We start from the raw sequence: 14,863 nt of genomic DNA, 5'->3' as shown, positions 1-14,863 counted from the left end.
ACTCCATCCGTGTGTTCGTGCAGGTACCGTGCTGTTTGCCATGCGGACGCTGCTCATCGACAACTACGACTCGTTCACCTTCAACCTCTTCCAGTACCTGGCTCAGGTGAACGGGCGCGAACCGGTCGTCATCACCAACGACGACCCGCGGTTCCGGCTGTCCGACCTGCGGCGGTTCGACAACGTGGTGATCTCGCCCGGACCCGGCCGCCCCCAGCGCGCCGCCGACTTCGGCCTGTGCCGCGAGGTGATCGAGCACGCCGACATCCCCCTGTTGGGTGTCTGCCTGGGCCACCAGGGGCTGTGCCTCGCGCACGGCGCGTCCGTGGGCTTGGTCACGCCCCGGCACGGCGTGGTGGACCAGGTGCGGCACACCGGGGTGGACGTGTTCGCCGGCCTGCCGTCGCCGCTGCCCGTCGTGCGGTACCACTCGCTGGCCGTGTCGGACCTGCCGCCGTCGCTGGAGCCGATCGCCTGGGCCGAGTCCGACGACGTGCTGATGGGCGTGCGGCACCGGTCACGGCCCGCCTGGGGCGTGCAGTTCCACCCCGAGTCGGTGTGCACGGCGCACGGCCACCAGCTGCTGGCCAACTTCCGCGACCTGACCGACGGCGCCGCCGTCCTGCCCGACCTCCCTCCGCCTCCCGTCCGGCGCGCTGAGGCGACCCGTGAGGTGCTGGTGCGGCGGGTGGACGCGCACCCGCCGCCGGAGGACGTCTACGCGGCCCTGTACGGGGCTTCCCACGACGCGTTCTGGCTGGACAGCAGCCTCGCCGGGAACCGTGGCCGGTTCTCCGTGATGGGCGACGCGTCCGGGCCGCTGGCGCGCGTGGCTACGTACGACGTGTGGACCGGCGAGGTGACCGTGGACGGCGTGACGCGTTCCGGGCCGTTCTTCGACTGGCTGGAGGCCGACCTGGCGGCGTGGCGGGTGGCGCCGCCGGACGTGCCGTTCGAGTTCGCGCTCGGCTGGGTGGGCTACCTCGGGTACGAGCTGAAGGCGGAATGCGGCGGCGCGGCGGCGCACCGTTCGGAGCAGCCCGACGCGGCATTCGTGTTCGCCGACCGGGCGCTGGTTTTCGACCACGAAACCCGGTGCGTGTACCTGTTGGCGTTGTCCGACGAGGACGGCTGGTTGGGCCGAACGGCCGATTTCCTGCGTCAATTCAGCGCGGCGCCGGCACCACCGCCGCGCCCGGCCCGTGCCGACTCCGTGCAGCCCCGGCACGACCGTTCGCACTACTTGAAGCTGGTCGCGGCTTGTCAGGAGGCCATCACGGCGGGCGAGAGCTATGAGGTGTGCTTGACGAACACGGTGACGTGGCGCGGGCCGCTCGACCCGTGGGACGCCTACCGGTTCCTGCGTGCGGAAAGCCCCGCGCCGTTCGGGGCGTTGCTCCGTTTCGGTGCGCTCTCCGTGCTCAGCACTTCACCCGAGCGGTTCATCCGGGTCGACCGACAGGGTGTCGTCGAATCCGAGCCAATCAAGGGCACGCGCCCCCGCGGGGCCACCGCCGCCGAGGACCGGGCTTTGCGCACGGCCTTGGCTGCCAGCGCGAAGGACCGCGCGGAGAACCTCATGATCGTGGACTTGGTCCGCAATGATCTGGGCCATTGCGCGGAAGTCGGCAGCGTCGAGGTGCCCAGGATCTTCGAGGTGGAGAGCTACGCGACAGTGCACCAGCTCGTCAGCACCGTTCGGGCTCGACTGCGTTCCGGTAGTTCCGCCGTGCGGGTGGTTAGGGCCGCGTTCCCCGGCGGGTCCATGACGGGTGCGCCCAAGATCCGGACAATGCAGATCATCGACGGGCTGGAAGCCGGGCCCAGGGGTGTCTACTCCGGGGCGCTCGGTTACTTCTCACTCTCCGGAACGGCCGACTTCAGCATCGTCATCAGGACGCTGGTGGTGGACCGGGACAAGGTGAGTTTCGGCGTCGGGGGCGCGGTCATCGCGCTGTCCGACCCGGCGGAGGAATTCGAGGAGACCGCGGTCAAGGCGACCGCCCTGCTCAGCCTGGCCGGCGTGGAGTTCCCAGGGCGTTCTTCCCTGCCCTGAACGGCTCTGACCTGCCGTTTTCCCCTGCGGTTGGTGTAGTCCACCGCAGGGGAAAACGACGCGACTCAGGAAGCGTGGGCTTCCTGGAACTGCACGACCAGCCCCTGGGGAATGCGGCCCCGGTCGGAGATCTGGTGGCCCTGTGCGCGAGCCCAGTCCCGAATCGCCTGGGCCTGGGCCTTGTCACCAGCCTTTACCGTGCTCTTGCCGGTGCCCTTGCGCTGCTTGCGGCCACCTGCGCGGCGCGCCTTGGCGACGAAGTCGGCCAGGGACTCGCGGAGCTTGTCCGCATTGTCCTTGGAGAGGTCGATGGAGTACTCCACACCGTCCAGCGCGAAGGTCACGGTCTCGGCGGCTTCGCTGCCGTCGAGGTCGTCGATGAGTTGGACGACGGTCTGCTGTGCCACTGTTCCTCCGTGTGTGCTCGCATAGCGCGTGCTGCCCTCGACTTGTTCTGCGCCACACGCTTAGGTCGACACCATAGTGCACGAGAGGAATATCGCCTAACCTTTCGCGGTGAAAATGTGACTGATGCCCCCGGACGGGTCATTTCGCGACACAAACCGCGCCGGGCCGAAATGTGCGGCCCGCCCGCCGTCCCCCCGTGGTGCCCGTCACACCCGGTCGGGTGGCCTATCCTGGACTCGGATACCCGTCCAGGGTAGGGAAGGTCGGGAGCGATGCTCGGTTACACGGCGGACAAGGACGCGTACCTCAAGCGATTGCGACGCATCGAGGGGCAGGTCCGCGGCCTCCAGCGGATGGTCGAGAACGACGAGTACTGCATCGACGTGCTGACCCAGATCTCCGCCGCGACGAAGGCGTTGCAGGCGGTCTCCTTGGGTCTGCTCGACGAGCACCTGAAGCACTGCGTGGCGCAGGCCGTGGCCGAGGGGGGCGAGGTGGCGGAGGAGAAGATCGCCGAAGCCTCCGCCGCAATCACCCGCCTGGTCCGCTCCTGACCCACGCACCGCCCGGCCGCCCCCCGAACGGCGGCCGGGCAACCTGATCGAGTACAGTCCTCCCGCCGGCCCCCGTAGCCCAATCGGCAGAGGCAGCGGACTCAAAATCCGTCCAGTGTGCGTTCGAGTCGCACCGGGGGCACTCACATGATCAAGTGTTTCCGCAGGTCAACTGCTCCTCTGTGGATCGGCGCAGAGTCGGGGACGTCAATCCCAAGATCAACTCTGTTCTGCCGGTCCTACGGGCGCGCGGCCCGCGTGCTGCATGAGCATGCGTCGAACTCCAACGTCCGATCGGCGGCGCGAGCGGATGTTCGTTCGAGTACGAACACAGGTTCGCCCAGGACGAAGTGTGGATGTGCGGATCGGCTCACTTCGCCGCCTTGATCTTGGCGAGCGTCGAGGTGTCGCGAGTTCGGTGAGCGGACCTCAGCTCATTGCACGTTCGGTGTTCCAGGTTGGTGGCACATCGGCAGGGGCAGGCTCGGCGGATGCGGGGTCGACGAGGCTGCGGTCGGGGTAGGACGTGTGGTGGGTCCTTGGTCCGGCACGCTCGCCGCGAAAGCCCGGCTCCAGCGTCCGGTGCGGGGGCCGGGTCGCGGTCCGGCGATGTGGCGATGTCGGGCACCACGGCGACGGGCCAGTCTTCGGTCGCTGGCCGGAACATCACCGACGTCCGGTTGGTGACACCGACATCGCGGCGCCGGATGTGGACGAGGTGCTGCGGTTCGACGTCGACTTGCCGTCACCGGGGGTGGATCGGCAACGGAGGTGCCCCGATCCCAAGCCGGCCGGCGGTGCCGCACCGGAGGTCTGAGCGGTTGAAAACCGGCTTTGCTGTCACCGCATCGTTGAAGCCGCTTTGGCCGGGGATGTGAATGCGTCCAGTCGCCATGCTCGCGTGCGCGGGCGGCACCGTGCGAAGGATGCGCAAACCGGCCACTGGGCCGGTTCTGCGTGCGCGTGACGATCCACTCCGCTCTTCTCGTGGTGCACGCCGGCACGGAGGAGCCGAACAAGGCTGCGAGGGGGAGGCGTAGCGGGTCGACTCCCTCGGCAGGGTGCGGGAATCGTCGGAGACGAGCTTCACTTGCGGTGGTCATTCACGATCGCGTGTGGACCGTCCAGTGTTACGTGACCGTGCCCACTGGTGGGGGGTATTGCCCGAAGCCGCTTGATTGACCAAGAGTCTGTCCCGTTTGAGGTGGGCGGTCGTCGCCTGCCTGGCTGGTCTGGGGGGCTACGTCATGGATACGGTCGCGCGCGGTCGGGCGCGGATATGCGCTGCGAGCGCTGTCCTCGCTGTCGCATTCGGACTGATCGCTCCCGTCGGTGCCGCTGCCGAGCCCGTCGTGCCCCCGGCTGCGGGCACGTCCGCCATAGAGCAGGTGCCGACCGACCCCGCCGACCGCGAGCGCGTGGCAGGGGTGGAGTCGGCACCGCTGGGCCCGGCCTACACCGACGCTATCGCCGAGGCCGTGCGCACGGGTGAGCCCGTGGAGGTCGCGGGCGTCACCACCGAGACCACCCGGGCGGTGGCGCTGCCCAGCGGAAAGATCGAGCAGACCGTGCACGCCTGGCCGGTGCGCACCCGCAAGGCGGGGTCCTGGCAGGAGATCGACGCCACCCTGGAGCGCGGGTCCGACGGCCTCGTGCGCCCCTGGGTGGCTGCAGCCGACATCGTCCTCTCCGGCGGTGGTGACCGCGCGCCGCTGGCGGTAGTGGGGCACGAGGGCAAGGAGGTCGGCCTGTCGTGGCCGGGCGTGCTGCCGGAGCCGGTGCTGGTGGACGACACGGCCACCTACCCCGAGGTCCTGTCCGGGGTCGACCTGAAGATCACCGTGGACGGCTTCGGGTTCTCCCAGGTCCTGGTAGTCAAGACCGCGCAGGCGGCGATGAATCCCGCGCTGCGCGAGATCCGCTTCGGCAACCACACCCGCGGCACGCAGGTCACCAAGACCGACGTGCCGGGGCCGGGAGCGCGCTCTGCGAGTCCCGTGCCCTCACGGTTGTCAGTCGTCGACGCCGACGGGCAGGCGCTGTTCACCGGCGATGCTTCGCGCATGTGGGACTCCTCCGGGGAGGGGCCGGCCGCGGACCGGCTGGTCGAGCCCGACGAGCGGGACCGGGCGGCCGTAATGGGGGTCCGGGTCACCGACACCGAGGTGGCCATCACCCCCGACCAGGCGTTCTTGACCGACCCGGCGACCACTTACCCCGTCTACATCGATCCGTCGTACTCCTGCGGGTGTGGCCGGGTCAGCCAGGTGGTGCTCTACAAGTACGGCAACTCGGTCGGGGAATCCGCCTGGAACGACACCTACCTCAAAACCGGGTACGTCTACGACTCCACCCAGGGCGTCTACATCACCGCGCGCTCCTACATCACCTTCGACCTCGGGAGCGTGCCGCGCTCGGCGGCCATCCACTGGGCCAAGCTGTACCTGACGGTCAACAACTCCTACTCCAACTGCCCCGGTGTCACCCAAGTGCACGTCACCGGCGGTGTCGGAGAGGGGACTCGGTTCGGCAGCGAGCCCGGTCTGGAAAGGCACGTAGGCAACGTCGGCGCCTACACCGGGTGCCCGGGGGAGGGTGGCTGGTCGACCCCGGGTCACGACGGCAACCGCGGCGACGCGCTGAGCAACTACGTGCGTGAGATCTGGGCTGCGGGCGGGCGCGGCAGCCTCACCTTCGGCCTGTTCGGCGACAGCGAGTCGGTGCAGACGCACTGGCGGCGCTTCCGCACCAACCCCGGGCTGACCGTGCAGTACAACACCGCACCGCACCGTCCGTCCGAGCTGGGCGCTTTCAACGGGCAGGCCGGCCTGGGTTGCACCAACGTCGCCGCCGCCACCGTCGTCGGTCGCGGCGACGTCACCCTGCGCGCCCGACTGACCGACTCCGACCCCGGGTCGTGGGCGCGGGGGAGCTTCGTGGTCTACCGCGACGGCGTGCGGCAGGGCTTCCTGGACACCGGTGGTCAGCCCTCCGGCGGCATGCACCAGGTCACCGTGCCCCCGGAGTGGATGGGTGGGGGCGGCGTCATCTCCTGGCGGGTGCAGGCGTGGGACGGCGACGGCGGTGACGCGCTGTCCTCGCCGTGGACCGGGCCCCTCGGGGCTCCGGACGACTACTGCCGCTTCACCCGCGACACCGTGAGCCCCGATGCCCCTGGCGTGCAGTCGGTGAACGGGGTCTACCCGCCCTACAACTCCCCCGACGTTCCCACTGGCGGGGTCGGGGTGACCGGGCGGTTCAAGTTCACGCCCGGCGCCGCGACCGGGCTGGGCGGCACGGTGGACGTCGTCCGCTACCTGTGGTCGGTCGGCGTGGACGACTACCGCAACAGCGTCGCGGCCAAGTCCGACGGCACGGCCGAGGTCTCCTTCACCCCGCTGGCCCAGGGCGACTTCCCGCTGTACGTCAAGTCGGTGGACCGGGCGGGCAACCAGTCGTCGCGGCTGGTCCCGCAGCCCGACCAGGCACAGGACTACACCAAGTACCTGTTCCGGGTGCCCGAGGGTTCGGCCCCGGTGGCGCACTGGACCTTCGAGAACGGCGGGGAGGACGTCAGCGAGTCCGGCGCCCACCCGCTGGCTTTCCAGGGCATGGTCACCACCGAGGGCGCGCAGGGCCACGTCGGCCAAGGACTGCAGCTGGGCCGCAGCGTCCAAGACGTCGCCGTGGCCACCGGACCCGTGGTGGACCCGACGCGGTCGCTGTCGCTGTCGGCGTGGGTCTGGTACGACCCGTCCGCCACGGGGGACAACACCGCGGTCCCGCTGGCCATCGACGACACCTACGCCTCGCCTCTGATGTTGGCTCACCGCAAGGACGACAAGCCCGCGGCGATGTGGTCGCTGGGTGTGTCCTGCAACCCGACCACGCCGCCCTGCCTGCGGGTGGTTTGGAGCGACGCGCCCGCCCAGAAGGGTGTCTGGACCCACTTGGCCCTCACCGTGGACGACGCCAACGACACCGCGTGCTTCTACGTCAACGGCGTCAAGCAGTCCTCCTGCCTGACCGGCGTCGTCCCGCCCGCCTCGGCCGATGACATCCTCGTCGGGCGAGGCCGGTGGGAGGCCGCGCTGCGCAACCCCTGGTACGGCCGGGTGGACGACGTGCGGGTGTACAACCGGCTGCTGGTGCCGTCGGAGGTCGCCGCGTTGGCCAACGTCCCGGTCGAACGCGCCCGCTACGCCCTCGCCGAGGACGCGGGCGTCGTCGCCGACGACTCCGTGGGCGCCAACGACGGCACTCTCTACGGTGGCGGCGTCTCCTGGGTGCCTGACGGTCCGGGTGCGGTGTTCGACGGCCGGTTCACGTACGCCGCCGACCAGTGGGCGGGTTCCGGGACCGACCTCAAAGCCCGGTGGGCGCTGGACAACGACATGGTCGACTCCTCGGGGGCCAACGCCGCCGCCCTGCGGTACTGGGGCAGCACGGGAGAGTCACCCGCCCGCTTCGTCCCGGGCCGCATCGGACCGGGCGTGGCGTTGGACGGGGTGGCCGAGCGGATCTTCACCGGAGGCACCCGCGTCGACACCACCCGCTCCTACTCCGTGGCGGCCTGGGTGCGGATAGACCACACCAACCAGGGCGCGGCGGTGATGGCTCAGGACGGAACCCGGGTGTCCGGGTATTCCCTGACGTACTCCAAGGCGGACAACCGGTGGGTCTTCACCGTGCCGCACGGCGACCAGGACAACGCCGCCGTCGCCCGCGCCGTGTCCTCCGCCCTGCCGGTGGTGGACCGGTGGACCCACCTGGTGGGTTCCTATGACGCGGCTGCGGGCAAGATCCGGCTGTTCGTCAACGGCACGCTGGAGAGCGAGACGTCGTTCACCACGCCCTGGTCGGCCAACGGCACCTTCACCGTCGGCCGGAGCCTGTGGAACGGCGCGCAGGGCGACTTCTTCCCCGGTGTGGTCGACGAACTGCGCGTCTACAGCCGCGCCGTCACCGCCGAGGACGCCCACGGCATGTGGAACCGCGGCAGCGACGTCAACGCACCGCTGGCGCCCGAGGTGGGCACCGACCGCTCCTTCAGCATCGCGGGTTGGGCCAAGGCCGACGCGCACGACACGGCCGCGCGGTCGGTGTTCTCCCTCGGTGGCTCGGTCCACATGCCGCTGACCGTCGGTTACCGGCCGAGCAACCGGCGATGGGAGGCGATGGCCGCCAGCGGGTTGCAGCACGCGCCGGTGATCCACCGCATCTACTCCAACGAGGAAGCTGTTGAGGGGGAGTGGGTCCACCTCGCGGTCACCTACGACGCCGGGAACGGGCAACTGCGCCTCTACGTCAACGGGGCGCCGCAGACCTGGATGCTCAACAACGAGAACCCGGGCAACCTGCCCTACCGGTCGCTGCCGCAGTCGCTTTCCGCGGACACCGGTCGGCTGCTGATCGGGCGCGGCACCTGGACCGGGCTCAACACCGACGCCTGGCGGGGCCAGATCCGCGACGTGCGGGTGTTCTCCGGGGTGCTCAGCCCGCAGGCGGCCCTGGCGATCGCCAACGGCAGTGACGGCGGGGGCGGCGAGGAGACCTGATCCCGCCACCGGTGGGCGGGCGCGTTCCGGCGCGCCCGCTCCGGTGCCGCCACCGCTTTCCCGCTTTTCCGCACGGCGACTCCTCGCACGGGGTTCCCCGTCTGCGCTTCTTGCCCTGCGGCTTTTCTTGCATTGAGGGGATTTCGTCGATGAGCAGCGAGGACAGACACCGGCCCCGGTCGAGGCGCGCGTGGTGGGCAGGTGCCTTCGGCCTGTCGAGCGTCGCCGGAGTCGGCACGGCGGTCAAGTCCGTGGTGGTCGTCACCGCGGTCGCCATGACCGCATCGGTGGTGTCCGGCTCCGCGCCGCGGCCCGACCCCCAGGACTGGCTCGGCGGTGCGCCGCTGCCCGAGGTGCAGCAGGTGCAGTCGGTGCCGGGTGGGCCCGTGCCGGTCGCCCGCGTCCTCGGCGTCGACCACACCGCCGAGCGGGCCATGACGGAGCCGGCCCGCCCGAACTGGCCCTCGGCCGGGTCGGCTGTGCTGGACCTGCCCGGCCGTGCCGCGGAGAAGGCGCGGGCCGACGGGCTGCCGGTGCGGGTGGGCCAGGGCAAGGGCGCCGCGGGACTTGAGCAGGTTCGCGTGGAGGTCTTGGACCGGGAACGCGCGCGTGGGCTCGGGGTGGACGGGGTGGTCTTCACCGTCGCCGACACCGGCCGGGGCCGCGGCGGCGAGGTCGAGGTGGAACTGGACTACAGCGGCTTCGCCCGCGCCTACGGCGGTGGGTGGGCCTCGCGCCTGGTGCTGGTCGAGCTGCCCGCCTGCGCCCTGACCACCCCGGAGCGTCCGGAGTGCCGCACGGCCACGCCGGTGCCGGGCCGTAACGTCCCGGCCCGCGGGCTCCTGTCCGGCACCGCGGCCCTCACCGCGGCCGAGCAGACCGCTCCCGAGCAGCCGTCCACCGAGTCGTCGTCTCCCTCGCCGACATCTCCCGCGCCCTCCTCACCCGCGCCGTCCTCCACCGCGCCGTCATCCCCCGCGCCCCAAGTCCCCGGATCGAGCGCGCCCGGCACGACGAGCCCGGCGCCTACCGGCGAGTCCGCGCCCACCACGACCCAGGTCGCCGGTTTTGCCCGGATGGCCTCCCTTGGCCAGGCGGCCGAGAACAGCCCGACCGTGCTGGCAGCCGTGGCCGGGGCCAAGGGCTCCGAGGGCGACTTCACCGCCTCCGACCTCTCTCCCACCGGCTCCTGGTCGGCGGGCGGCCCCTCCGGCGACTTCACCTACTCCTACCCCATGCCGGTGCCGCCGGTGCCCGGCGGTCTGGTCCCCGACCTGGCCCTGGCCTACAACTCCGGGTCCGTGGACGGGCGCACCTCGGCCACCAACGCCCAGGCGTCGTGGGTGGGCGACGGGTGGGAGTTCACCCCCGGCGGGTTCGTCGAGCGCCGCTACAAGGGCTGCGCCGAGGACGACGGCGGCAACCAGGGCACCCTCGAATCCGCCGACCTGTGCTGGGCGGGGGAGAACGCCGTCATCTCCGTCGGCGGCGTCACCGGCGAGCTGATCAAAGACGCGGCCACCGGCCGATGGGTGGCACGCGCCGACAGTGGCGCCAAGATCGAGCTGCGCACGGGTGCGGCCAACGGCGACAACGACGGCGAGCACTGGGTCGTCACGACCACCGACGGCACCCGCTACTTCCTCGGCCTCAACCGCCTCCCCGACGCCCCTGCGGGCACTCCCGACACCGGGTCCACGTTCACCGTGCCCGTGTTCGGCAACCACGCGAACGAGCAGTGCAACACGGCGACCTTCGCGGCCTCCTGGTGCCAACAGGCGTGGCGGTGGAACCTCGACCTGGTCATCGACGCCCACGGCAACGCCATGGTGTTCCGGTACGCGCAGGAGAAGAACCGCTACACCCGAGGCGGCATCGACGGCGCCGCTACCGAGTACGTGCGCGGCGGCTACCTCACCACCGTCGACTACGGCCTGCGCGAGGACGCGCTGTTCGCATCGCCGCCCGCCAAGGCGGAGTTCGAGGTCGCCGAGCGCTGCCTACCCGGCGGAGCGGTCACCTGCGCCCCCGAGCAGCGCACCGAGGCCAACGCATCCCACTGGCCCGACGTGCCCGTGGACCTGATCTGCCGCGATGGCAGCGACTGCAAGGCCGTCTTCGTCAACCACGAATGGGACCCGGGCGTGCACACCCCGGCGTTCTTCACCACCAAGCGGCTGACGAAGATCACCGCCAAGGTGGACGTCGGCGGCTGGCAGCCGGTGGACTCGTGGGCATTGACGCACCTGTTCCCGGCCACCACCGACGGCACCGACCCGGCGCTGTGGTTGCGGACCGTGCAGCGCACCGGGCACGTCGGCGGCACCGCGACCACCCCGACCACGACGTTCGCGGGCAGCCCGCTGGACAACCGGGTGGACGCCCGCACCGAGATCCGCCCCCTGTCGCGCTACCGCCTCACCGGCATCGACAACGGCCACGGCGGCAACACCGGGGTGCGTTACCACGACCGTGACTGCGTGGCGGGGCAGCCGATGCCGGCCCCGGAGAGCAACACCCGCCGTTGCTTCCCCATGTGGTGGAAGCCCTACTCCGGTTACGAGAACCCGATCCTGGACTGGTTCCACAAATATGCCGTGGCCGAGGTCGTCGAGCAGGACCTCACCGGCGGCTCTCCCGCCGTGCGCACCAACTACGACTACCCCGGCGGCGCAGCCTGGTCGTGGGACGACAACGAGATGGTCTCCGCGACCGAGCGCAGCTGGTCGCGCTGGCGCGGCTTCGGCGCCGTGCGCACCACCCTCGGCGATCCGGGTTCCGGGCAGGTCGTCACCGAGTCGCAGTACCTGCGCGGCATGGACGGCGACCGGTTGCCCAACGGCGCGAAGCGCGCGGTGTCGGTTCCCGGTACCGACGACGCGGCCACCGACCACGAGGCGCTGACCGGGTTCCTCCGCGAGGAGCGCACCCTCCTCGACGGCGCCCTCGTCAGCCTGGCGATCAACGACCCCTGGGTGTCGGGTCCGACGGCCACCAAGGGGGACAAGCGGGCCTACAAGGTCAACGTCAAGTCGATCCGCAAGCGCGACCGCCTCGCCGACGGCACCTGGCGGCGCACCAAGCGGGTCGTCGAGTTCGACACTGAAGGCTTCCCGATCGGCGAAGAGGACTTCGGCGTCGTCTCCACCTGGGACGAGACCAGCCCCTCAGGTGACGAGAAGTGCACCCGAACGACGTACGTGTCCAATGCGGACAAGCACCTTCTCGGGCTGCGCGAGACCACCACGACCCACGCGGGCACCTGCGCCACCGAGGCCGTACCCGGGACGGTCCTGTCGGCCGGGCAGTTCGCCTACGACGGGCAGGAAGTCGGCGCGGCACCGGTGCGCGGTGACGTGACCACCGCCATGGCCCTGGACTCCTGGACCGCGGCCGACGGCAAGAAGTGGTCGAAGACCCAGGCCACCCACGACGGCTACGGCCGCACCTTGATCTCCGTGGATGTCCTCGGGGCCACATCCACCACCGAGTACCTGCCCGCCACCGGGCTGGTCACCAGTGTGCGAGCCACCAACGCCCTGGGCCACAGCACCCTTACTCAGCTCGACCCGCGCCGGGGCAGGCCGGTTGCCACCACCGACGCCGCCGGCGTGATCACCCAGGGCGAGTTCGACCCGCTGGGCCGCACCGCGCGCGTGTGGACCCCGGGCGTGACCGACAAGACCAAGGCCCCGGCCGCAGTGTTCGAGTACACCACCCGCGCCGACGGTCCCTCGGTCATCGCCACCAAGTCACTCCAGGACAGCGGCGCGTACAAGACCTCCTACACCCTGCTGGACGGGCTGCTGCGCAACCGACAGTCCCAGACGCCGCCTGCCACCAACGCCGGGCGGATCATCACCGACACGATCTACGACACTCGCGGTCTGGTGGTCAAGACCAACAACGGGTACTACAACGAGGAAGAGCCGTCCACGACCCTGTACGGGGCCGCAGACAACTACGTGCCCAACCAGACCGTCACCGAGTACGACACCCTGGGGCGCGCCACGGCCTCGATCTACCGCAAGAAGGCCGTCGAGCAGTGGCGCACCACCACCGCCCACCACGGCGCGGACAAGGTGAGCACCATCCCGCCCGAGGGCGGCACTGCCACGACCCTGCTCGTCGACGCCTTCGGCCGCCACGTCGAGAAGCGCGACTACAAGGTCCGCACCGAGGCAGGCAGTGACGTCGCCACCGCCTTCCAGGCCACCCGCTACACCTACGACCGCGGTGGCCAGCTCGCCACGGTCGTCGACCCGGCCGGCGCCAAGTGGACGTTCGAGTACGACCTGGCGGGCAACAAGGTCCGCACCACCGACCCGGACGCGGGCGTCTCGACCACGGTCCACGACAAGGCCGGCCGCCCGGTCAGCGCCACCGACGGGCGCGGCTTCACCGTGGCCACCGCCTACGACGTGCTCGGCCGCAAGACCGCGACGCACGAGGGCTCGCTGAGCGGGCTCAAGCTCACCGAGTTCACCTACGACACCCTGGGCCACGGCAGGCCCGTGTCCTCCACCCGCTACTCCGAGGGACACGCCTACCGGACCGAGACCACCGGCTACGACAGCGCGGGCCGCACCACCGGCGCCAAGGTCACCATCCCGGCCGTCGAAGGCGCCCTCCAGGGCGAGTACCTCTACGAGCAGACCTACACCGCGACGGGCAAACTCGCCACGGAAACCATGCCCGCGGCGGGCGGCTTGGCCCGGGAAGTCGTGCACCACACCTACGACGGCGCCGGCCTGCCGGAAACGTCCTTCGCGTTCAACCCGGTGTCGGGCAGCACCGCGACCTACGTCTCCGACACCACCTACTCGGTGTACGGGGAGATGCTCCAGGTCGTGCGTGGCGCGGCCACCTCGCCCCGCAACGTTGTGACGACGAACTTCTACGACGAGGGCACCCGCAGGCTCATCCAGAGCGTGGTCAACCGCGAGACCACCAGCCAGTCCAACGTCGTCGACCGCCGCTACGGCTACGACCAGGCCGGCAACATCACCCGCATCTCCGACGTCCCCGCCGGCGGCCCGCACGACACCCAGTGCTTCGACCACGACTGGCTGGGCAGACTGGCCTCGGCGTGGACCCCGGCCTCCGGGGACTGCTCGGCCGCCCCGACCACCGCCGCACTCGGCGGCGCCGCCCCGTACTGGATGCAGTGGGAGTTCGACGCGGCGGGCAACCGGGTCGCCGAGAAGTCCCACGCCGCCGCCGGGACCACGCTCCGCACCTACGGCCACCCGACCGTGGACGCCGCCGGCCTGGGCCAGCCGCACACCACCCGCTCGGTCACCGAGACCGCGCCCGACGGCGCCCAGCGCACCAGCTCGTTCGGTTACGACGCGGCGGGCAACACCCTCACCCGCCAGGTGGACGACGTCACCCAGGAGCTGCACTGGAACAGCGAGGGCCGCGTCGCCTCGGTCACCGAGGGCACGAAGGTGGTGTCGTCGTACCTCTACGACGCCACCGGCGTCCGGCTCATCGCCCGGGACGCCGACGCCACCACCCTCTACCTGCCCGGCCAGGAGGTCCGTCTCCCGAAGGGCTCGACCGCCACGAGCTGCGTCCGCTACTACCGCCACGGCGACGCGGTGGCCATGCAGCGCTCCACCGCCGGGGGCCTGGCCTATCTCATCGGTGACCACCAGGGCACCGGCGTGATGTCGCTGCGGACCTCGGACCTGACGGTGACCCGCCGCTACCAGTTGCCCCACGGCGGCACCCGCGGCCCGCAGCCCGTGTGGCCCAACAACAAGGGCTTCGTCGGCGGCGACCGCGACCCCACCGGCCTGACCCACGTCGGGGCCCGCGAGTACGACCCGGCCCTGGGCCGGTTCGTCTCGGTCGACCCCATCGTCGACTTCCACGACCCGCGCCAGATGCACGGCTACGCCTACGCCCACCACAGCCCCGTCACCCTGTCGGACCCCAGCGGCGAGTTCGTCGACCAACTGATCCAAGCGATCCAGATGATCGCGACGGCCCTGTCCAACGCCATCGCCGCGCTCGCCAAGGGCAAGTCGGGCACGGCCAACACCCGCTCGGGTCCCAAGGTCACGCACGTCAGCACGGTCAACGCCATCCCGCCCGGCAAGGGCTGGGGCCCCTACAACCGCCAGTTGGTCCTCAACCGCGAGACCGGCAAGTGGGACGCCTACGACGTCTACCAGGACACTTACTCCGTCGAAGGCGAATGCGGCGGCGCGGCACCGGGCTTTGTCGGCCCGATCCAGGACTGCACCGGCACCCTCGTGATGGAACGCACGGTGCTGCAC

At 70.7% G+C, this 14,863-nt stretch carries 5 protein-coding genes and 1 tRNA gene; 5 read left to right on the top strand and 1 reads right to left on the bottom strand.

Annotated features, from left to right (window positions below; translation table 11 throughout):
- Nucleotides 1-40 precede the first annotated feature (40 nt).
- Nucleotides 41-2,056, top strand: a complete 2,016-nt coding sequence (gene pabB, locus ADK67_RS41270; protein WP_053722043.1) for an aminodeoxychorismate synthase component I — start codon at nt 41-43, stop codon at nt 2,054-2,056.
- Between the two features lie 65 nt (nt 2,057-2,121).
- On the opposite strand, the gene ADK67_RS41265 is transcribed toward pabB, so the two are convergent.
- On the bottom strand, nt 2,122-2,463 hold the full coding sequence (locus tag ADK67_RS41265; RefSeq protein WP_015104119.1) for a histone-like nucleoid-structuring protein Lsr2: 342 nt from the start codon (nt 2,461-2,463) through the stop codon (nt 2,122-2,124).
- Between the two features lie 273 nt (nt 2,464-2,736).
- On the opposite strand from ADK67_RS41265, the gene ADK67_RS41260 reads away from it, so the two are divergent.
- The 4 genes from ADK67_RS41260 to ADK67_RS41245 form a co-directional block, all read left to right on the top strand.
- Entirely contained in the window at nt 2,737-3,018 is a 282-nt protein-coding gene (locus ADK67_RS41260) for a metal-sensitive transcriptional regulator (RefSeq protein ID WP_053722042.1), read from the top strand.
- A 68-nt stretch (nt 3,019-3,086) separates the two neighbouring features.
- A tRNA-Leu gene (locus ADK67_RS41255) sits at nt 3,087-3,160 on the top strand.
- 1,210 nt (nt 3,161-4,370) lie between these two features.
- Complete coding sequence (locus ADK67_RS41250) at nt 4,371-8,576, top strand: LamG-like jellyroll fold domain-containing protein (RefSeq protein ID WP_157621481.1); 4,206 nt, start codon at nt 4,371-4,373, stop codon at nt 8,574-8,576.
- A 149-nt stretch (nt 8,577-8,725) separates the two neighbouring features.
- Nucleotides 8,726-14,863: RHS repeat-associated core domain-containing protein (locus ADK67_RS41245; protein WP_053722040.1), on the top strand; the 6,138-nt coding region annotated here is incomplete at its 3' end.

The organism is Saccharothrix sp. NRRL B-16348, assembly GCF_001280085.1.
Lineage (GTDB): Bacteria > Actinomycetota > Actinomycetes > Mycobacteriales > Pseudonocardiaceae > Actinosynnema.
Note: the sequence above shows the minus strand (reverse complement) of the source record. Positions and strands in the feature narration are given on the sequence as shown.

What these genes read in the sequence shown, in the direction of transcription:
- ADK67_RS41260 (WP_053722042.1), top strand. Translation starts at nt 2,737, where the DNA reads ATGCTCGGTTACACGGCGGACAAGGACGCGTACCTCAAGCGATTGCGA.
- pabB (WP_053722043.1), top strand. Translation starts at nt 41, where the DNA reads ATGCGGACGCTGCTCATCGACAACTACGACTCGTTCACCTTCAACCTC.